The following is a 19374-nucleotide window of genomic DNA, read 5'->3' as shown; positions in this document are numbered from 1 at the left end:
GTGGGAGAGTAGGACGCCGCCGGACACCCATTCACGAAAGGCCCACCCCACCCCGGGGTGGGCCTTTCGCATACCCGCATGCCCCCGAGCGCCGTCCTCCCGATAGGCTCGCCGGGTGACTGGAGCACCGCACCTTCCTGCCACCGGGCCGACACCGTCGTGGCGCGCCCACCACTTCGCGAGCCTGTTGGACTTCGCGCGGCCGTCCCTGGGAGCGGACGGGACCGCGGGCTGGCTCGACGACGCCGGGGTCGTCGACCCCGCACAGCCCGCCCACCTGTGGATCACCTGCCGGATGACGCACTCCTTCGGGCTCGGGCACCTCCTGGGGGTCGAGGGAGCCGGCGCGCTGCTGGAGCGAGGGATCGCCGGACTGTCGCGCACCCTGGCCGACCCCGACGAGGGGGGCTGGCTGGCCTCGACGGGGCCGGGCTCGTCCGTCGACGGCACCAAGCAGGCGTACGGTCACGCGTTCGTGGTCCTGGCGGGATCGACGGGCACGATCGCGCGCACCCCCGGGGCGGTGACCCTGCTGGAGGCCGCCCTGTCGGTGCTGGACCGCCGGTTCTGGGAGGCCGACCAGCAGCTCCACCTCGACGAGCGGTCACGCGACTGGGACACCGTGGACCCGTACCGCGGGGTCAACGCGAACATGCACTCCGTCGAGGCGCTCCTCGCCGCGCACGACGCCACGGGCGAGCGTGGGTGGCTCGACCGGGCCGCCGTCGTCGCGGACCGGGTAATCGATTGGGCGTCGGACAACGACTGGCGCATCCCGGAGCATTTCGACACGGCGTGGCAGCCGCAGCTCGAGTACAACGCCGACCGGCCGCACGACCCGTTCAAGCCCTACGGGGCGACGCCGGGCCACGGGCTGGAGTGGGCGCGGCTGCTGCTGCAGGTCGACGTCGCGGGCGACACGCAGGGACGGCGGACCGATGCCGCGCGCCACCTGTTCGACCGCGCGGTGGCGGACGGGTGGGACGGCGCACGGGGCGGTGGGTTCGTCTACACGACGGACTGGTCGGGCACCCCGGTCGAGGCGCGACGCTTCCACTGGGTGGCCGCCGAGGCCGCCGCGGCTGCCGACGTCCTGCACCGCACGACGGGGGAGGCCCGTTACGCGGAGCTCGCGCACGAGTGGTGGGCATGGATCGACGCGCACCTGGTGGACCACGAGCGCGGTTCCTGGTTCCACGAGCTCGACACCGACAACGCGCCCTCCGGGCGTACGTGGGTGGGTAAGCCCGACGTCTACCACGCGGCGCAGGCCGTCATCCTGCCGGACCTGCCCCTGACCGGGTCGTTCGCCCAGTCCGCCCGGGTGGCCGGTCCGCTGCTGGCCGGGACGCGGTTGGCCGGGACTTGCCTGGGTGAGACAGGGTCGGCGTCGTGAGGATCTCCGCCAAGGCAGACTACGCGGTCAGGGCGGCCGCCGAGCTTGCCGCCTCGGACGGCGGGCCCGTCCCGGCCGAGGCCCTCGCTCGCGCGCAGCAGGTGCCGCACCGCTTCCTCGAGGCGATCCTCAGCGACCTGCGGCGCGAGGGGATCGTGGCGAGCCGGCGCGGCGCCGGGGGCGGCTACGTGCTCGCCCGCCCGGCTGGCGCGGTCACCGTCGCCGACGTCGTGCGCGCCGTCGACGGGCCGCTCGTGTTCGTGCGCGACGCCCGGCCGTCGGACCTGGAGTACACCGGCGCGGCGGCGTCGCTGCTGCACGTGTGGGTGGCCCTGCGCGTGAACGTGCGCGCCGTGCTGGAACAGGTGACCCTGGCGGACCTCGCGGCGGGGAAGATCCCCGACGTCGTGCGGCGGCTCACCGAGCAGGAGTCGGCGTGGGTCAACCCCTGAGGCACGCTCCCGGCGCCTGATCGGCCCGAGCGGTCGGGGTCGGCACCGTCGGCACCGTCGGTGCGTCGTGCCGCGGCGACGGGTGATCGTCGCAGTCTCAGTATGCAGACAGATTTCTGAGACCATTGAATCCGATAGAACCGATCGGGTAACTTCGTCGCAGTCGCGGCGGACCCGCTGCCGCGCCGAACGGAGGGAACACCCCGTGCGGACACTCGTCCTCCTCGCCCTCGTGGGCCTCGGTGCGCAGCTCGTCGACGGCAGCCTGGGCATGGCCTACGGCGTCACGTCGACGACCCTGCTGCTGGCGATCGGCACCAACCCCGCGGCCGCGTCCGCGACCGTCCACCTCGCCGAGGTGGGCACCACCCTGGCCTCGGGCGTCTCGCACTGGCGGTTCGGGAACGTCGACTGGAAGGTCGTCACCAAGATCGGCATCCCCGGCGCGATCGGCGCGTTCGCGGGCGCGACGTTCCTGTCCTGGCTGTCCACCGAGATCGCCAAGCCGCTGATGTCGATCCTGCTGCTGGGTCTGGGCCTCTACGTGCTGCTGCGGTTCACGCTCCGCGGCCTGCGCACGGACCGTCTGGGGCAGCCGCTGCGCAAGCGTTTCCTCACCCCGCTGGGCCTGGTCGCCGGGTTCATGGACGCCACGGGCGGCGGCGGGTGGGGCCCGGTGGGCACGCCCGCCATCCTCGCGAGCGGCCGCATGGAGCCGCGCAAGGTGATCGGCTCGATCGACACCAGCGAGTTCTTCGTGGCCGTGGCGGCGAGCCTCGGCTTCCTGTTCGGCCTGGGGACCGCGGGCATCAACCCCACCTGGGCCCTCGCGCTGCTCATCGGGGGCCTGATCGCCGCGCCGATCGCCGCCTGGCTCGTCCGCCTGGTGCCGCCGCGCGTGCTCGGTTCCGCGGTCGGCGGGATCATCGTGCTCACCAACGCCCGGACGCTGCTGAACCTCGACTCGTTCCCGGTGAGCGACGGCGTGCGCAGCCTCGTGCTGTGGGTCATCGCCGTGGGCTGGGCCGTCGCCGTCGGGTACGCCTTCGCCCAGCACCGCAAGGCGGTTGCGGCGGAGCGGGCCGAGGGGGCCGAGCAGCCGGAGGCCGCTGCGACGACCGCGGCCTGACCGGCCTTCCCTCCGGGCTGTTCCCTCGACACCGCCACCGCACGTCACCCGCCGTGCGGTGGCGGTGTCGTGCCGTCCCGGTACCGTGGTGAGGCCAGGAGAACTGCACGCCGGACCCAGCTGCACGGCACTGGGGGGTGAGCCTCGATGTCCAGCACGCCGCACGACGCACCGCGCCGCGAGCTCGTCGCGCTCGCGGAGCTGCTGGGTGCCGGGAGCCAGCTGCTGGTGGGCCGGTACCGGGTCGACGTCGCCACGGGCGAGTGGTGGTGGTCCGACGAGGTCTTCCGGATCTTCGGGCGCGAGCCCGGCACCGTGACGCCCGGTCCTGAGGTGCTGCGGGCCCACCTGCACCCCGACGACCGCGAGCGGCTCTCGCGGACGGCGGTGGTCGCGTTGGGTGCCGGTCGGCCGTTCTCGGGCGCGCACCGCGTCGTGGACGACCACGGGCGCACGCACACCGTCGTCGTCACCGGGCAGGGGAGGCACGGGGCCGACGGCGCGTCGTCGCAGATCGTCGGCTATGTCATTGACGCGAGCCCGGTCGTGCGGGACGCGCTCGAGCGCGAGGCGCACCGCGCCGTCTCCCGCGCGTTCGTCGCGGCCGCGGCCGCCGAGCAGGCGAAGGGCGCCATCATGGCCGTCTGCGGGGTGGACGAGTCGGTGGCCACCGAGGTGCTCGCCGACGCCGGCGCGCAGGTCGGGGTCTCCGCCCAGTCGGCGGGGGAGCAGGTGATGAAGGAGCTCGCGCGGCCGGTCGGGGACCACGACGCCGCGCTCACCGCGGCAGAGGTGGTCCGGTCGGCGCCGCCCGCGAAGGACGCTGCGGCCCGCCTGAGCCAGGCGCTCGCCGCCGTGCGGCCGGTGGACCGGCCGCACGGTCACGACGCACAGCTCGCCCGCCGTCGTCCCCGCGCGAGCCACTGACGGCCCACTGACGGCCCGCTGACGAGGCGCCGTGCGAGGCTCCGGCCCCGGCCTTCAGGTCAGTGGCTGGGGACGAACCGGGCGGCCGCGCGGACGGCGCCCTGGCGGGCGAGGCGCTTCGCGAGCACCGCGACGCCCCCCGAGACGGCCGCGAAGGTGACCGCCTGCACGATGGAGAGCTCGTCGTCGTCCACGTTGGTGGGCGCCACGTTGCCCGTCGCCTTCTCCCAGACCACCCCGATCAGCTTCTGCGCGACCCATCCGGCGGCGATCGTCAGCACCACCGTGCCGACCTTCACGCCCAGCGGCTGCTCGGTGTCCGTCACGTGCTCTCCCTCGGTAGGTCCCGGCGCGGCCGCGGCATGACCGCGCGTCGTCTCGCGTGCGTCCACGGCCTCCGGGCGGCGTCACGGCACGTCAGGCACGTCACACCTCGTGGCCGAGGACGGGACCACGGTAGCGCGGCCCCGACGGGTAGGCTCGTGGTGATACGACAGGGGAGCGCCCACCGGCGCTGAGAGTGCGGACCGCCGCAGACCCTCGAACCTGACCCGGTTAGCACCGGTGGAGGAAGTCGGGAATCTCGATCCCTGCGGACGGCCGCACCACGACGGTGCCGGGCGCCCGCAGGACCCCCTTCTCGCACCCTGAGGAGGACAGCATGACCCTGAGGACAGGTACGGCCCGGACGACGGCGGCGGCCGTCGCTGCCGTCGCCCTGCTGCCGGTGCTGGCGGCGTGCGGCGGGACGCCGCAGGACGACGCGAGCGGCGCGGCGTCGGACACCGTGACGCTCGTGACGCACGACTCGTTCGCCGTCTCCGACGAGGTCCTGGCCGCGTTCGAGGAGGAGTCGGGCCTGACCGTCGAGCAGGTGGCCCCCGGCGACGCGGGCACCCTGGTGAACCAGCTCGTGCTGACGAAGGACGCGCCGCTGGGCGACGCCGTCTTCGGCGTGGACAACACGTACGCGTCGCGGGCCGTGGACGCAGGGGTCTTCGAGGAGTACCAGCCCGCCGACCTCGCGCCGGAGGTCGCGGCCTACGCGCCCGACGACCTGGCCGGGACCCTGACGCCCGTCGACGTGGGCGACGTCTGCATGAACCTCGACGACGGCTGGTTCGAGGAGCACGGCGTCACGCCCCCGGTGACGCTCGAGGACCTCGCGAAGCCGGAGTACCGGGACCTCACGGTCGTCACCAACCCGGCGACGTCGTCGCCGGGCCTCGCGTTCCTGCTCGCGACGATCGGCGCCTTCGGCACGGACGGCTGGCAGGCCTACTGGGCCGACCTGCGCGACAACGGCGTCAAGGTGGCGGAGAGCTGGGAGGACGCCTACTACGTGGACTTCTCCGGCGCCGGCGAGGGCGGGCAGCGCCCGATCGCCCTGTCGTATGCGACGTCGCCCGCGTTCACGGTGAGCGACGACGGGAAGTCCTCCACCACGAGCGCGATGCTCGACACCTGCTTCCGGCAGGTCGAGTACGCGGGCGTGCTGACCGGCGCGAAGAACCCCGAGGGCGCCCAGAAGCTCGTCGACTTCCTGACGAGCGCCGAGTTCCAGGCCGACGTGCCCGGCCAGATGTACATGTACCCGGCCGACCCGGACGTGGAGCTGCCCGCCGACTGGCAGCAGTTCGCACCCCTGGCCGACGAGCCGTTCGAGGTGGCGCCCGCGGACGTCGCCGCGCACCGCGACGAGTGGATCGAGCAGTGGACGGCGACGGTCGTCGGCTGACGCGCCCCGTGCCCCGCGTCCCCCGCAGCACCGCCCGCCCGGCAGCCCGGGCGGCGCGGTGGCGCGCCGACCGGTCACGTGCCGGACGGTGGCGGGCAGACCGATGGGGCGCGTTGCTCGGCTGGGGCGCCGCCGTCGCGCTCCCGCTGGGCTTCCTCGCGGTCTTCTTCGCGTGGCCCGTGGTGTCGCTCGTCCTGCAGGGGTTCTTCACCGAGACGCCGGCGGGCCGCGAGCTCGACCTGTCCGGCTTCGCCGAGGTGCTGTCCCAGGAGCGCACGTGGCGGATCGTCGGGCAGACGCTGGCCCAGGCGCTCGCCGGCACGCTGCTGTCCGTGCTGCTCGGGCTGCCGGGCGCGTACGTGCTGTACCGGTGCCGGTTCCCGGGCCGCACGCTGGTGCGGGGCCTGGTGACGGTGCCGTTCGTGCTGCCGAGCGTCGTCGTCGGCGTCGCGTTCCGCGCGCTCTTCGCGCCCGGCGGTCTGCTCGGCTGGGCGTACCTGGAGGAGAGCTTCGCCGGCATCGTGCTCGCGCTGGTGTTCTTCAACTACGCGGTGGTGGTGCGCACCGTCGGCGGCATGTGGGAGCGGCTCGACCCGCGTGCCGAGCAGGCCGCCCGTGCGCTCGGCGCGACGCCCTGGCGGGCGTTCCGCACGGTGACGCTGCCGGCGCTCGGTCCGGCGATCGCGTCGGCTGCCGCGGTGGTGTTCCTCTTCTGCGCGACGGCGTTCGGCGTCGTCCTGGTCCTCGGGGGCCTGCGCTACGGCACGATCGAGACGGAGATCTGGACGCGCACCACCCAGTTCCTCGACCTGCGGTCGGCGGCCGTGCTGTCGGTGCTGCAGCTCGTCGTCGTCGCCGGTGCGCTGCTGGTCAGCTCGCGGGCGCGGGCGAAGCGGGAGCGGGCGCTGCACCTCACGAGCGACAGCGTGTCCGCGCACCGGCTGCGGCTGCGCGCCGGCGGGAACGGCACGGACCTCGTGCCCGCGCTCGTCACCCTCGCCGTCGTCGCCGGGCTCCTCGTGCTGCCCATGGCCGGGCTCGTCACCCGGTCGCTGCGCGCCCCCGACGGCTCCTGGGGCCTCGACAACTACGTGGCGCTCGGCACCACCGGCGGGCGCAACGCCCTCACCGTCACCGTGTGGGAGGCGCTGGGCAACTCGCTGCGCACCGCGGCGTGGGCCGCGCTGATCGCCGTCGTCGTGGGCGGGCTCGTGGCGCTCGTCGTGTCGCGACGCCCGCGGCGCGCGGGGCTGCGGCGGGCCGTCGGCGTGCTCGACGCGGCGTTCATGCTGCCGCTCGGCGTCTCCGCCGTGACCGTGGGCTTCGGCTTCCTCATCACGCTGGACAAGCCGCTCGGGCTCGACGTCGACCTGCGCACGTCGGGTGCGCTGGTGCCGATCGCGCAGGCGGTCGTGGCGATCCCCCTCGTGGTGCGCACGATGCTGCCCGTGCTGCGCGCCATCGACCCGCGGCTGCGCGAGGCGGCCGCCACGCTGGGCGCGGCCCCCGGACGGGTGCTGCGGACCGTCGACGGCCCGCTGGGCGTGCGGTCGCTGGGGCTGGCGATCGGGTTCGCGTTCGCCGTCTCGCTGGGGGAGTTCGGCGCGACGTCGTTCCTCGCGCGCCCGGACACGGCCACCCTGCCGGTGGTCATCTACCGCCTGATCGGACGGCCCGGGGCCGAGAACTACGGGATGGCGCTCGCGGCGTCCGTGGTGCTGGCCGTGCTCACCGCGACCGTCATGATGGTGGCCGAGCGCCTGCGCGGCGACCGGCCGGGAGGGGAGTTCTGATGCAGCAGGGCCAGACGTCGGGGCTCGCCGTGCGCGACGCCGTCGTGCGGTACGGCGCCACGCGCCGCCGGCCGGGGGCGGTCGCGGTGGACGGCATGTCGCTCGACGTGGCCGCCGGCGAGATCGTCGCGCTGCTCGGGCCGAGCGGCTGCGGCAAGTCGTCGCTGCTGCGCGCCGTCGCCGGGCTGGAACCGCTCGCGGGCGGCACGGTCGCCTTCGACGGCGCGGACCTCGCGGGGGTGCCCGTGCACCGGCGCGGGTTCGGGCTGCTCTTCCAGGACGGCCAGCTCTTCCCGCACCGCGACGTCGGGCGCAACGTGGCCTACGGGCTCGAGACCCAGGGCGTGCCCCGCGTCGAGCGGGCCGCGCGCGTCGCGGAGCTGCTCGCGGACGTCGGCCTGGCCGGGTACGCGGGCCGGTCCGTCGCGACGCTGTCCGGCGGGGAGAAGCAGCGCGTCGCGCTCGCCCGCGCGCTCGCGCCCCGCCCGCGCCTGCTGCTGCTCGACGAGCCGCTGTCCGCCCTTGACCGGCGGCTGCGCGAGCGCCTCGCCGTCGACGTCCGCGACACCCTCAAGGCCACCGGCACCACCGCCGTCTTCGTCACACACGACCACGACGAGGCGTTCACCGTCGCCGACCGCGTCGCCGTCATGGACGCCGGGCGGCTGCTGCAGGTGGACGCGCCCGACGTGCTGCTGAGCGCGCCCGCGAGCCCGCGGGTGGCGGAGTTCCTCGGGCTGTCCGCCGCCGACGACGGCGACGACGCCGACGACGATGCTGGTCGCCCGGAGACGACGGGTGCAAGAACCGCGGCCGTGACGACATCATCGGGGCATGACGTGGTCTGACGGCCGGCGATGGCGGGCCTTCGCGGCGGCGTGCGGCGTGGCCTGCCTCGCGGCGCTGGCCGGCTGCGCCGGCGGCCCGGGTGCGTCCCCGGCGAGCACGGGGGAGGAGCTGTTCGCGGAGCGCGCGCCGCTCCCGTCGTGCGGGGAGGTGACCGCGCGACCCGACCTCGGCGAGGGCGAACCGAAGGCGGAGCTGGCCGAGGCGTACGCGTGCCTCGATGCCGCGGCCTCGGGCGAGGGGGCGGAGCTGGTCGTGCGGTCCCTGACGGTCGAGGGTGACCCGATCGTGGAGTACTGGCGTACCGGGCCGGGGATCGACGGGCTCGAGGTCTACAGCGACAACACGCAAGACACCTACGGCGACCAGGTCTGGCGGCACCGGGTCTGTCCGGGCACGGCCACCGTGACCGAGCCGGAGGACTGCGAGGAATGGGCTCTCGTCGAGGGCTGAGGTCTCACGCCTCGCCGGCGTCGTGCACGAGCAGGGCGACCTGCGTGCGGTTCTCCAGCCCGAGCTTGTCGAGCACGCTCGACACGTGCGCCTTCACGGTGGGGACGCTGAGGTAGAGGCGGGCCGCGATGTCGGCGTTCGACGCGCCGTGGCCGAGCTCGACGGCGACGTCACGCTCGCGGGCGGTGAGGGCGTCCAGCGCAGCGCGGGCGCGGTCGCGCGAGCCGTCCGAGCCGGCGACGGCGGCCATGAGGCGCCGCGCGACGTCCGGCGCCAGCACGGGCTCGCCCGCGGCGGCGGCGTGCACGGCGGCGGCGATGCGGGCGGGCGGCATGTCCTTGAGCAGGTAGCCGGCGGCCCCGGCGCGCAGCGCGCCGCCCACCTCCTCGGCGGTGTCGAACGTGGTGAGCACGACGACGGCGGGCGGCGACGGGCGGGCGCGGACCCGCCGGGTGGCCGCGATGCCGTCCACGCCGGGCATCCGCAGGTCCATGAGCACGACGTCGGCCGGGTGCGCGTCCAGCACGGCGGGGACGTCCGCGCCGTCGGCCGCCTCCGCGACCACCCGCATCCCGTGCGCGCCGTCGAGCATGAGGCGCAGGCCCGCGCGCACCAGGGCGTCGTCGTCCACCAGCACGATCCGCACGGGAGTGGTGCCGGACGCGGGGCCGCCCGCAGGGCCGGGGACGGGGAACGGGCCGAGCCCGGGCGTCGTCGTCACGCGTCCCACGGTAGCCAGGCCTCGACCGCGAAGCCGCGCGACGCGTCGGTCGCTCCGGACGGGCCGCCGCGCGGGCCCGCGGACAGGGTGCCGCCCAGCAGCGTGGCGCGCTCGCGCAGCCCCACCAGCCCGGTCCCCGTGCCGACCCCGGCGGGGGCGACGGCACCCGGCGCCGCGCCGTCGTCGACCACCCGCACCCGGACCTCGCCCGGGGCGGTCGCCACCGTGACCCGGACGGCGGCACCCGGCGCGTGGCGGCGCGCGTTGGTGAGCGACTCCTGCACCACGCGGAAGACGGCGGTCGCGACCGCGGCGGGCGGGGTCGCGTCGGGCGAGGAGTCGCCCGTGCGCTCGTAGGTCACGTCCGTGCCGGCGGCGCGGGAGTCGTCGACGAGGCGGCGCACGTCGTCGAGGCCAGGCACGGGGCCCAGGTCGTCGGGGCCTGCGCGCAGCAGGCGGATGACCTGCCGCAGATCCTCCAGCGCGTCGCTCACCCCGGCGCGGACCCGCCCGGCGGCGGCGGCGAGGGCGGCCGGGTCGGCGTCCGGGCGGTACTCCATCGCGCCGGCGGTGGCGGCCAGGAGCGACAGGCGGTGCGCGAGGGTGTCGTGCATCTCGCGGGCGATCCGGGTGCGCTCGGCCGTGCGGGCCTCGGCCACCCGACGCTCCTGCTCGGCCTCGGCCCGGCGGGCACGGTCGCGCAGGGACCACAGCACGAGCGCGCGCTCGCGGCCGTACGCGCCCCAGCCGAAGAGCGCGGCGTGCACCGCGACGTCGCACAGGAGCCACCAGCCCAGCGGCAGGCCCACCGGCCGCCACAGCGCCTGGGCCGCGTGCCCCACGACGCCCGCCCCCGCGACCCACGCCGCCGTCCGCACCGGGTACCAGCGCGCCACCTGCAGCGTGGCCACCGTCGACGCGGGCGTCGCCGCCCCCGACACCGCGGCCAGGGTCGCCAGCGCGACCGCGGCGGGGACGCTGCGGCGCGTCATGAGCAGCGGCACGAGGGCGACGGCCACGACGGCGACGGCGACGTCGACCGCGGCCGGCACCTGCGGTGTCGTGCCGACGACGGAGGTGTCGGGCGTGGCTGTCACGACGGCCGCCGTCGCCGCCGCGGTGAGGACGGCGACGAGCCCCCACGCCGTCGCGAGGACGCCGCGCGGCACGGGCGGGGGGCCCTGGTCGGGCGGTGGGCCCGGGACGCCGGCGGGCGACGCCGTCGCCGGGTCGACGGCGGCGGCCTGCGGGGCGGTGCCGGTGGGCGTCATGACCGGGACGCTACGGCGCGTCGCCGTGCCGCGACACCGACCAAAGTCGGGGGTGCGGCCGACCGGCGACCGGGAGGCGACCGACCACGGCAGGGCGCGCGGGAGGCCCGCCGCACGGGAGCGTCGTCCTGTCGGCAGGGCGCCGGCGCCGAGGAGGGGACGACATGGACGCGACGTCGAACGACACCGACCGCCACCGCGCGACGCAGGGCAACGCCCGGGGCAGCTCGACCGGCGGCCCGGCAGGGCGCACGTGGCGCGACCGGGAGTGGTGGAACCGCCCGCGCACGGTGATCGTGGGCGCGGTGCTGACCGGCGCGGTGGTGTTCGGAGTCGGCACGCTGGCGGGCGTGGACCCGCAGGTGCGCGCCGGGTCGGGCACCCTCGAGGTGACGATCTCGATGGTCATCGCCGCGAGCCTCACGGCGGCTCTCGGCGGGTGGGGCGTCCGCGCCCTGCTGCTGCGCCGCCCGCGCGGCGGCCGCGCGCCGTGGCTGGTGCTGAGCGGCGCCGTCCTGCTGGTGTCGCTGCTGGGCCCGCTGGGGGCCGCGAACGCCGGCGCGACGCTGCTGCTCCTGCTGGAGCACCTCGCCGTGGGCGGCGTGATCATGCTGGGTCTCAGCGGGGCGGGCCCTCGGGGCGCCAGAGCGGCGTGACGACGTCGCGGGCCGCGAGCATGAGCGCGAGCAGGGGGCCGCGCTGCCGCTCGAACGCGGCCGGGTCCACCAGCCCGCGGTCGAGGCGGCGGTGCAGCATCGCCAGCTCGGTCGCGGCCTGCTGGTAGTCCCGCATCGCGCGGGCGGGGCCGGGGCCGCCCGCGGCGCGGACCTGGGCGCGGGCCCGGCGCCGCCGCTGCAGCGACGTGAGCATCACGACGTCCGGCAGGGCGACGACGCCCAGCGGCCCGTACTGCGGCAGGTGCTGCCCGATGAGCGCCACGATGCGGGCGCGGTCGTGGCGCACGACGACGAGCAGCGCGACCACGACGCCCAGGCCGAGCAGGTACACCGCCAGGACCACCCCGAGGCCGAGGGACGCGGCGCCGTTCCACAGCGCGTGGTACGCGATCGCGCCGAGCAGGCCGAGGAGCACGGGCCAGACCCGGGCCCAGCCGCGCGGGGCGAGCGCCGCCGTCGCGATCCCCAGGCCGGTGAGGGACGTGCACAGCGGGTGGATCAGCGGCGACAGGAGACCGCGCGCGACGAACGTCGCGGCCAGCGCGTCCGGCCCCGCGACCGTGTAGTAGTGGATGTTCTCCACGGTGGCGAAGCCGAGGCCCACCATCGAGCCGTAGATGATGCCGTCGGTGGGGCCGTTGAGCTCGTGCCGGCGGAACCAGAGCATGCCCACGAGCACCAGCGCCTTGAGGGTCTCCTCGACGACGGGCGCGGTGAGCACCGCCGTCGCGACGAAGCCCTCCTCCTGGCCGAGCAACGGCGTCCACAGCAGGGTGAGGCCGGCCGTGTTGATCCCCATCGCGACCAGCACGGACACCCCGGCGCCCCACAGGAACGCGAGCACCAGGGCGTCCGGCGGCTCCGGCTCGAGGCGGTCGAGGGCGAGCACGCCCGCCAGCAGCAGGGGCAGCGGCAGGACGGCGAGGAACAGGCCCTCGAGGAACGTCGGCCCCTCCGCCGACGTCACCACCAGCGCGGCGAGCAGGCACGCCGACGACGCCGCGATCGCCACGATGACGCCCACCGACGGGCGGCGCGTGGGCCGCCCGTCGAGGATCGCGCGAGGGTCCAGGGCCGGCATGGGGCCCGATCCTAGGGGGCGCGTCAGGCGCGGTGCTCCCGGTAGTAGCGGATGAGCGCCTGGGTCGAGGAGTCCTGCGCGGCCAGGGCGGCGTCGTCGCCCGACACGGCGGGCGCGATCTCCAGCGCCAGCTTCTTGCCGAGCTCCACGCCCCACTGGTCGAAGCTGTCGATGCCCCACACGACGCCTTGCACGAAGGTGATGTGCTCGTACAGCGCGACGAGCTGGCCCAGCACCGACGGCGTGAGCGCGGGCGCGACGATCGACGTCGTCGGCCGGTTCCCGGAGAACACGCGGGCCGCGACGATCTCCTCGGGCGTGCCCTCGGCGCGCACCTCGTCCGCCGTCTTGCCGAAGGCGAGCGCCTTGGTCTGGGCGAAGAAGTTGGCGAGGAACAGCTCGTGCACGTCGGCGCCCGCGGCCACGGCCTTGCCGTCGCCCTCGTCGTCCTTGAGGGGGTAGGCGGGGGTGGCGACGGCGATGAAGTCGGCCGGGATGAGGCGCGTGCCCTGGTGGATGAGCTGGTAGAAGGCGTGCTGGCCGTTGGTGCCCGGCTCGCCCCAGAAGATCTCGCCGGTCTGCGTGGTGACGGGCGACCCGTCCCAGCGCACCGACTTGCCGTTGGACTCCATCGTCAGCTGCTGCAGGTACGCGGGGAAGCGGTGCAGCTGCTGCGCGTACGGCAGGACGGCGTGCGTGTGGGCGCCGAGGAAGTTGCCGTACCAGACGTTCAGCATGCCCATGAGGACGGGCACGTTGGCCTCGAACGGCGTGGTCCGGAAGTGCTCGTCGACGGCGCGGAAGCCGGCGAGGAGGTCGCGGAAGACGTCGGGGCCGAAGGCGATCGCCAGCGACGTGCCGATGGCGGAGTCCACCGAGTAGCGGCCGCCCACCCAGTCCCAGAAGCCGAACGCGTTGGCCGGGTCGATGCCGAAGTCGGCCACCTTGTCGAGGGCGGTCGAGACCGCCACGAAGTGCGCCTTGACGGCGGCCTGCTTCGCGTCCGGGTCGTCCTCGATGACGCCGGCGGCGATGAGGCTCTCCCAGAGCCAGGCGCGGGCGAGCCGCGCGTTGGTGAGCGTCTCCAGCGTGCCGAACGTCTTGGAGGCCACGACGAACAGCGTGGTCTCCGGGTCGAGGTCCGCGGTCTTCTGCGCGACGTCGGTGGGGTCGATGTTGGAGACGAACCGGGCCTCGATGGCGTCGTCGCCGGTACGGCCGTACGGCTTGAGCGCCTCGTAGACCATGACCGGCCCGAGGTCGGAGCCGCCGATGCCGATGTTGACGACCGTGCGCACCGGCTTGCCCGTGACGCCCGTCCACGACCCGTCCCGGACCTGGTCGGCGAACGCGCTCACCTTGTCGAGCACGGCCTGCACGTCCGCGTCGACGTCCTGGCCGTCCACGACCAGCGGCGGCTGCGTGCCCGGCGCGCGGCGCAGCGCGGTGTGCAGGACGGCGCGGTCCTCGGTGACGTTGATGTGCTCCCCGGTGAACATCGCCTCGATGCGCTCGGGCAGGTGCACGTCGTGCGCGAGGCGGACGAGCAGGTCCAGCGTCTCGTCCGTCGCGAGGTTCTTGGAGAGGTCCACGTGCAGGTCGCCCGCGACGTGGGTCATGCGCGCGGCGCGGCCGGGGTCGGCGGCGAACCAGCCGCGCAGGTCGCCCCGGAACTCCTGGTAGTGGGCGTACAGGTCGCCCCAGGAGGTCGTGGTGGTGGGATCGACGGGGGAGGAGGTCATGAGGCCAACCGTACTGACCGCCCGGCCCGGTTGCGCGGCCTGTTCACGCTGCCAGGATGACCACTGCCGGGAACGGACCCGGCCTGGCGCAACGGAGGCACGCATGGCGAATTTCACGGTCTGGAAGTTCGACGACCCGGGCGCGGCCGACCGCGCCTTCACGGCCGTCAAGGGCGGCGAGAGGGACGGCCTGGTGAAGGTCGTCGACCACGCCGTGGTGAGCTGGCCGGAAGGCGCGAAGAAGCCCGACACCCACGGCTCGCACGACGACACGGCGAAGGCGTCCGGCTGGGGCGCCGTCTGGGGCCTGCTGCTCGGCGCGCTGTTCTTCCTGCCGGTCCTCGGGGCCGCGGCCGGCGCCGCGATCGCCGGCATCACCCGGTCGCTGTCCGACGTCGGGATCACCGCGAAGGACATCGAGCAGATGAAGAAGGAGATCGTGCCCGGCACGTCGGCCCTGTTCATCGTCACCGAGCCGATCGACCCCGACCGGCTGGCGGAGCGGCTCCACGGCGTCGACGCGACCCTGGTCAGCACCAACCTCACCGACGCGGAGCGCCGGAACCTGCTGGAGGCCTTCGGGCAGTGAGACGGCGGCCCGTCAGGCGGGCTGCCAGCGGCCGCCCCGCCGGCGGGTGAGCGTGCCGCCGAAGGTGTCGGCCAGCGCGTCGACACGGTCGTGGACGGCGTCCGCCACGCGGTGCGCGGCGGCGTCGTCCTCCGCCGTGAAGCGGACCGTGATGCGCGCCCGGCCCCGCACCACCCCGACGTCGTACGACTCCACCGTGACGAGCTCGCGCGCCGCGGCCGCCGCGGCGGGCAGCACGTCGGCGGGGTCGACCCCCGGTTGCAGCAGACCGACGGCGAGGCTCACGCGGTAGGAGGGCACGCGGCGATCCTGCCACCTCATGGGCACAGGTCCCCGACGAGCACCGTCCCGTCACAGGTCGCCCCGGTCCCGCACACCTGCGCCCCCGTAGACTCGCCGCCGTGACTGCCGAAGCCTCGACAGACCCCTTGTCCGTGCCCCCCACCGGGCAGGACGTCGCCCCCCGTGGCGTCGCCCTGGAGATCGCCGTGCAGGACGTCGCGGGCGCGCGCGTCGCGGCCGACGGCGGCGCGGACCGCCTCGAGCTGTGCGCCGCGCTCGCCGGCACGGGCGGGCTCACCCCGTCGGCCGGGATGGTCGCCGCCGTGGCCGACGCGCTGCGCGGTTCCGGCGTCGGCGTGCACGTGCTGGTGCGCCCGCGGGCCGGGGGCTTCGTGTTCGCGGCCGACGAGGTCGACGTGCAGGTGCGCGACGTGCGCGCGGTGCTCGACGCCGGGGCGGACGGCGTCGTCGTCGGCGCCATGACCGCGGACGGCGAGGTGGACGCCCCCGCGCTCGCCGCGTTCGTGGCCGCGGCCGGCGGCGCGGACGTCACGTTCCACCGCGCGATCGACCAGGTGGCGGACCCGGTCGCCGTCCTCGACGTCCTCGCCCGCGCGGGCGTGCGCCGCGTGCTGACCTCCGGGGGCGCCCCGCGGGCCGGCGAGGCCCTCGACGTGCTGGCGGCGCTCGCTGCGCGCGGCCGCGAGCTCGGCGTCGAGGTCATGGCCGGCGGCGGCGTCCGCGTCGAGGACGTGCCCGCCCTCGTCGGCGCGGGCGTGCACGCCGTCCACCTCTCCGCCAAGCGCACCGTGGTCGCCGACGGCGGCCCCGGGGGCGGCGGCAGCAGCGGCTACGACGTCACCGACCCCGACGCGGTCGCCGCGACCCGTACCGCCCTCGACGCCGCGCTCGCGACGACGCCCGACGCCGGGGCGGGCGCGTGACCGGCGTCGTCCACGCCGCCGCCGTGGCCGCCTCGACGACGGACCCGTCCGAGGGCTACGACGGCTTCATCGGCTGGGTGCTGCACCTGATGGTCACCCTCGGCGAGGTCGGCGTGGGCGCCGCGGTGCTGTTCGAGACGTTCATCCCACCCATCCCGTCCGAGGCCGTCCTGCCCGCTGCGGGCTTCCTCGCCTACGACGGGCAGATGAACGCCTGGCTCGCGATCCTCGCCGCCACGGCCGGCGCCGTCGTCGGCGCCTGGATCTGGTGGTACCTCGGCCGGCTGCTGGGGCGCGACCGCACCCGCGCGATCGTCGACGCCATCCCGCTCATGGACGGCTCCGACTTCGACAAGGCCGAGGCGTTCTTCGCGAAGTGGGGCCGCGTGGCCGTGCTCGCGGGGCGCTGCGTGCCGCTCGTGCGCAGCTTCATCTCCATCCCCGCGGGCATCGAGCGCATGCCGTTCTGGTCGTTCACGCTCTACACGGCCATCGGCTCCGGCGTGTGGAACGGCATCTGGGTGGGGCTCGGCTACGCCTTCGGTCCCGCCATCGAGCCCGTGCTGGAGCAGTGGAGCGGCATCATCTCCGACGCCGTCCTCGTGGTCATCGGGCTGCTCGTGCTGTGGTTCGTCGTCGTGCGGCTGCGGCAGCGCTATCTCGCCCGCCGAGCCCCCCGCGAGCCGCAGCACCGGCACGGCCGCCCGCGCTGACCGGCGGCACTCCCCGTCCGGGCCCTCGACGTGCCGGTCGGCTGACGACCGACTGTTACCGCGGCGGGGGTGCCGTCGAGGCGCGGACGACGAGCGACGTGGGCAGGCGCAGGTGGCGCTCGCGGGCGGTGCCCTCGAGGAGGTCGAGCACCATGCGCAGCGCCTCGGCGCCCATGCGGTGCAGGGGCTGCGCGACGGTGGTCAGCGGAGGAGTGCTGCCCCACGACTCGGGGATGTTGTCGAAGCCGACCACGGACAGGTCCTCGGGGACGCGCAGGCCGAGCTCGGCGGCTACCTCGATGACGTGGATGGCGGAGAGGTCGTTGGCGGCGAACACGGCGGTGGGGCGGTCCGGCCGGTCGAGCAGCGTGCGCACGGGCGCGTCCGCCAGGTCGGGACGGTAGCCGCCCACCTTGATGAGCAGGGGGTCGACGGCGATGCCCGCGCCCTCCAGGGCCTGGCGGTAGCCGAGCTCGCGCAGGCGGGCGGACTCGAGGTCGGCGCGGCCGCCCAGGTGCGCGACGCGCCGGTGGCCGAGCCCGATGAGGTGCTCGACGGCCTCGCGGGCGCCGGTGGTGTTGTCGGAGTCCACGGTCGGCGTGCCCTCGGGACCGGTGTGCGGGTCGACGGCGACGACGGGCACGGGGGAGTCGGACGACATCACCATCGTCGGCGTCACGACGATCGCCGCGTCGACGAGCGTGCCGGCCAGCCGCGACAGCGACCGTCGCTCCCAGCCGGTGCGCGCGCCGCCGTCGGTGCGGCCCGCGTAGGCGAGGAGCTCGTAGCCGGTGCCGTCGACGGCCGACGAGATGCCCTTGAGCAGCTCGGTGGAGTAGGGCTCGAACTCCGCGACGAGCACCCCGATGACGTTCGTGCTGGTACGGCGCAGGCTGCGGGCGACCAGGGAGGACTCGTAGCCGAGCTCCTCGACCACGGCGAGCACCCGCTCGGACGTGCCGGCGGCGACGCCGTACCGGTTGTTGACGACCTTCGACACGGTGGCGACCGAGACGCCGGCGACGCGGGCGACGTCGGAGATGGTGACGCGCCCGGCGGCGGGGGCTGAGGGACCACGTGACGGGTCGGCGGCGGTGCTCACGAGTCGACAGTATGCGCCATGCGCGCGGCGGTCACGTGTTCTCGACGCCGTCCGGCATGGCGGGCGGGTGAGGTGTCGAAATCGTTATCGACAACGATTGACGATCGGACCGTCCGCCTGTCACTCTCGTGTCAGGCACAACACCTACCTCGCGGCAGCGTCGCTGCCGTGCCCGTCGACGAGGACAAGGGATCGAAGATGACGAGGACGAGGTTCATGCGAGGCGCCACCGCGGTCGCGCTCGGGACCACCGTGGCGCTCCTGGGCGCCGCCTGCGCGGGCCAGGGCACCGGCTCGCAGGGCGACGACGACGGCGGCAGCAGCGCCGACGCCAGCACCATCACGTGGTGGCACAACTCCAACACCGGTGACGGCAAGGAGTACTACGACAAGGTCGCCGCCGACTTCGAGAAGGACCACCCCGGCACGACCGTCGAGGTCAGCGCCATGGCCCACGAGGACATGCTCACGAAGCTCGACGCCGCCTTCCAGGCGGGCGACGCGCCCGACGTGTTCATGGAGCGTGGCGGCGGCGAGCTCGCCGACCACGTCGAGGCCGGGCTGCTCAAGGACCTGTCGGAGCCGGCTGCCGACACGATCAGCACCATCGAGCCGTACATGTCCGGCTTCCAGGTGGACGGCGCGTCGTACGCCCTGCCGTTCTCCATGGGCGTCGTCGGCTTCTGGTACAACAAGTCGCTGTTCGAGAAGGCCGGGATCACCGAGACCCCGACCACGATGGACGAGCTGTACGACGTCTTCGACAAGCTGAAGGCCGCCGGCATCACGCCCGCCTCGGTGGGCGCGGGCGACAAGTGGCCCGCCGCGCACTACTGGTACTACAACGTGATCCGCCAGTGCTCGGCGGACACCCTGGACACCGCGGTCACGTCGGTCGACTACTCCGACCCGTGCTTCGTCAAGGCGGGCGAGACCCTCGACGAGCTGCTCGCCACCGAGCCGTTCAACAAGGGCTTCCTCACCACCCCGGCCCAGACCGGCGCGACGTCGGCCTCCGGCCTGCTCGCCTCGGGCAAGGTCGCGATGGAGCTGGCCGGCCACTGGGAGCCCGGCGTCATGCAGGGCCTGACGGAGGACGGCTCCGGCCTCGGCGAGGACACCGGCTGGTTCTCCTACCCCTCGATCGACGGCCAGCAGGGCACCGAGGGCGCGCAGATGGGCGGCGGCGACGCCTGGGCCGTGTCGAAGGACGCGCCCGACGTCGCGGTCGAGTTCGCCCAGTACCTCCTGAGCGACGAGGTCCAGCAGGGCTTCGCCGAGCTCGACATGGGTCTGCCGACCAACCCGACCGCCTCGGAGAAGGTCTCCGACCCGGCCCTGGCGGAGCTGCTCGAGGTGCGGGACAGCGCCCCGGAGATCCAGCTCTACCTCGACACGCTGCTCGGCGCGTCCGTGGGTGGCGCGATGAACGACGCGATCGCCCTGCAGTTCGCCGGCAAGGCGACCCCGCAGGACGTGGTCGACGCGGTGCAGTCCGCCGCGGAAGCGGACCAGTGA

20 protein-coding genes and 1 riboswitch are annotated in these 19374 nt (G+C 74.8%); of the genes, 13 read left to right on the top strand and 7 right to left on the bottom strand.

The features are described from left to right. The first annotated feature begins 115 nt into the window (after positions 1 to 115). The 4 genes from ACQP60_RS15460 (at position 116) to ACQP60_RS15445 (ending at position 3904) form a co-directional block, all read left to right on the top strand. Positions 116 to 1396 (top strand): AGE family epimerase/isomerase, encoded by a 1281-nt coding sequence (locus ACQP60_RS15460; protein ID WP_429734355.1) that lies wholly within the window; start codon positions 116 to 118, stop codon positions 1394 to 1396. Continuing rightward, positions 1393 to 1848 (top strand): RrF2 family transcriptional regulator, encoded by a 456-nt coding sequence (locus ACQP60_RS15455; protein ID WP_429734353.1) that lies wholly within the window; start codon positions 1393 to 1395, stop codon positions 1846 to 1848. The genes ACQP60_RS15460 and ACQP60_RS15455 overlap by 4 nt, the downstream gene beginning before the upstream one ends. Before the next feature lie 205 nt (positions 1849 to 2053). Continuing rightward, positions 2054 to 2977, top strand: coding sequence for a sulfite exporter TauE/SafE family protein (locus ACQP60_RS15450; RefSeq protein ID WP_429734351.1), 924 nt, complete (start codon positions 2054 to 2056; stop codon positions 2975 to 2977). A 147-nt stretch (positions 2978 to 3124) separates the two neighbouring features. After that, positions 3125 to 3904, top strand: a complete 780-nt coding sequence (locus ACQP60_RS15445) for a PAS domain-containing protein (RefSeq protein WP_429734349.1) — start codon at positions 3125 to 3127, stop codon at positions 3902 to 3904. 59 nt (positions 3905 to 3963) lie between these two features. Here the strand turns inward: ACQP60_RS15445 and ACQP60_RS15440 are convergent, their stop codons facing one another. Continuing rightward, positions 3964 to 4230, bottom strand: coding sequence for a DUF4235 domain-containing protein (locus ACQP60_RS15440; protein WP_429734347.1), 267 nt, complete (start codon positions 4228 to 4230; stop codon positions 3964 to 3966). A gap of 159 nt (positions 4231 to 4389) precedes the next feature. Beyond that, positions 4390 to 4494, top strand: a riboswitch (TPP riboswitch). A gap of 71 nt (positions 4495 to 4565) precedes the next feature. On the opposite strand from ACQP60_RS15440, the gene ACQP60_RS15435 reads away from it, so the two are divergent. The 4 genes from ACQP60_RS15435 to ACQP60_RS15420 all read left to right on the top strand — a co-directional run bounded on the left by ACQP60_RS15435 (position 4566) and on the right by ACQP60_RS15420 (position 8734). Then, positions 4566 to 5642, top strand: a complete 1077-nt coding sequence (locus ACQP60_RS15435) for a thiamine ABC transporter substrate-binding protein (protein WP_429734345.1) — start codon at positions 4566 to 4568, stop codon at positions 5640 to 5642. A gap of 113 nt (positions 5643 to 5755) precedes the next feature. Then, positions 5756 to 7435 (top strand): ABC transporter permease, encoded by a 1680-nt coding sequence (locus ACQP60_RS15430; RefSeq protein WP_429734343.1) that lies wholly within the window; start codon positions 5756 to 5758, stop codon positions 7433 to 7435. Further along, positions 7435 to 8283, top strand: coding sequence for an ABC transporter ATP-binding protein (locus tag ACQP60_RS15425; RefSeq protein WP_429734341.1), 849 nt, complete (start codon positions 7435 to 7437; stop codon positions 8281 to 8283). Before ACQP60_RS15430 ends, ACQP60_RS15425 begins: the two co-directional genes overlap by 1 nt. Beyond that, a complete protein-coding gene (locus ACQP60_RS15420) occupies positions 8270 to 8734 on the top strand; it encodes a hypothetical protein (RefSeq protein WP_429734339.1) in 465 nt (154 codons plus the stop codon). Before ACQP60_RS15425 ends, ACQP60_RS15420 begins: the two co-directional genes overlap by 14 nt. A 4-nt stretch (positions 8735 to 8738) precedes the next feature. On the opposite strand, the gene ACQP60_RS15415 is transcribed toward ACQP60_RS15420, so the two are convergent. Both ACQP60_RS15415 and ACQP60_RS15410 read right to left on the bottom strand, forming a co-directional pair. Beyond that, the gene (locus tag ACQP60_RS15415) at positions 8739 to 9380 is read right to left on the bottom strand and encodes a response regulator (protein ID WP_429734379.1); all 642 of its coding nucleotides are present in this window, start codon (positions 9378 to 9380) and stop codon (positions 8739 to 8741) included. Positions 9381 to 9451: 71 nt separating this feature from the next. Beyond that, entirely contained in the window at positions 9452 to 10726 is a 1275-nt protein-coding gene (locus ACQP60_RS15410) for a sensor histidine kinase (protein WP_429734337.1), read from the bottom strand. Positions 10727 to 10890: 164 nt separating this feature from the next. On the opposite strand from ACQP60_RS15410, the gene ACQP60_RS15405 reads away from it, so the two are divergent. Then, entirely contained in the window at positions 10891 to 11382 is a 492-nt protein-coding gene (locus ACQP60_RS15405) for a DUF6069 family protein (RefSeq protein WP_429734335.1), read from the top strand. On the opposite strand, the gene ACQP60_RS15400 is transcribed toward ACQP60_RS15405, so the two are convergent. Next, positions 11345 to 12484: a PrsW family intramembrane metalloprotease gene (locus ACQP60_RS15400; RefSeq protein WP_429734333.1), complete on the bottom strand. Its 1140-nt coding sequence runs from the start codon at positions 12482 to 12484 to the stop codon at positions 11345 to 11347. The genes ACQP60_RS15405 and ACQP60_RS15400 overlap by 38 nt on opposite strands. A 23-nt stretch (positions 12485 to 12507) precedes the next feature. Further along, positions 12508 to 14226: a glucose-6-phosphate isomerase gene (pgi, locus tag ACQP60_RS15395; RefSeq protein ID WP_429734331.1), complete on the bottom strand. Its 1719-nt coding sequence runs from the start codon at positions 14224 to 14226 to the stop codon at positions 12508 to 12510. A 103-nt stretch (positions 14227 to 14329) separates the two neighbouring features. On the opposite strand from pgi, the gene ACQP60_RS15390 reads away from it, so the two are divergent. After that, positions 14330 to 14815, top strand: a complete 486-nt coding sequence (locus tag ACQP60_RS15390) for a DUF1269 domain-containing protein (protein WP_429734329.1) — start codon at positions 14330 to 14332, stop codon at positions 14813 to 14815. A gap of 12 nt (positions 14816 to 14827) precedes the next feature. Here the strand turns inward: ACQP60_RS15390 and ACQP60_RS15385 are convergent, their stop codons facing one another. Then, positions 14828 to 15115: a hypothetical protein gene (locus tag ACQP60_RS15385; RefSeq protein WP_429734327.1), complete on the bottom strand. Its 288-nt coding sequence runs from the start codon at positions 15113 to 15115 to the stop codon at positions 14828 to 14830. 176 nt (positions 15116 to 15291) lie between these two features. Here ACQP60_RS15385 and ACQP60_RS15380 point away from each other — a divergent pair, with 176 nt between their 5' ends. Further along, a complete protein-coding gene (locus tag ACQP60_RS15380; protein WP_429734377.1) occupies positions 15292 to 16041 on the top strand; it encodes a copper homeostasis protein CutC in 750 nt (249 codons plus the stop codon). Further along, a complete protein-coding gene (locus ACQP60_RS15375) occupies positions 16038 to 16754 on the top strand; it encodes a DedA family protein (protein ID WP_429734325.1) in 717 nt (238 codons plus the stop codon). The genes ACQP60_RS15380 and ACQP60_RS15375 overlap by 4 nt, the downstream gene beginning before the upstream one ends. A 55-nt stretch (positions 16755 to 16809) precedes the next feature. Here ACQP60_RS15375 and ACQP60_RS15370 read toward each other — a convergent pair whose 3' ends face one another. Then, positions 16810 to 17856 (bottom strand): LacI family DNA-binding transcriptional regulator, encoded by a 1047-nt coding sequence (locus ACQP60_RS15370; RefSeq protein WP_429734323.1) that lies wholly within the window; start codon positions 17854 to 17856, stop codon positions 16810 to 16812. A 216-nt stretch (positions 17857 to 18072) separates the two neighbouring features. Between ACQP60_RS15370 and ACQP60_RS15365 the strand changes: the two genes are divergently transcribed. Next, a complete protein-coding gene (locus tag ACQP60_RS15365; RefSeq protein ID WP_429734321.1) occupies positions 18073 to 19374 on the top strand; it encodes an ABC transporter substrate-binding protein in 1302 nt (433 codons plus the stop codon).

This window comes from Isoptericola variabilis (assembly GCF_050311655.1).
GTDB classification, from domain to species: Bacteria; Actinomycetota; Actinomycetes; order Actinomycetales; family Cellulomonadaceae; genus Isoptericola; species Isoptericola variabilis.
This window is presented reverse-complemented; position numbering and strand designations above follow the sequence as displayed.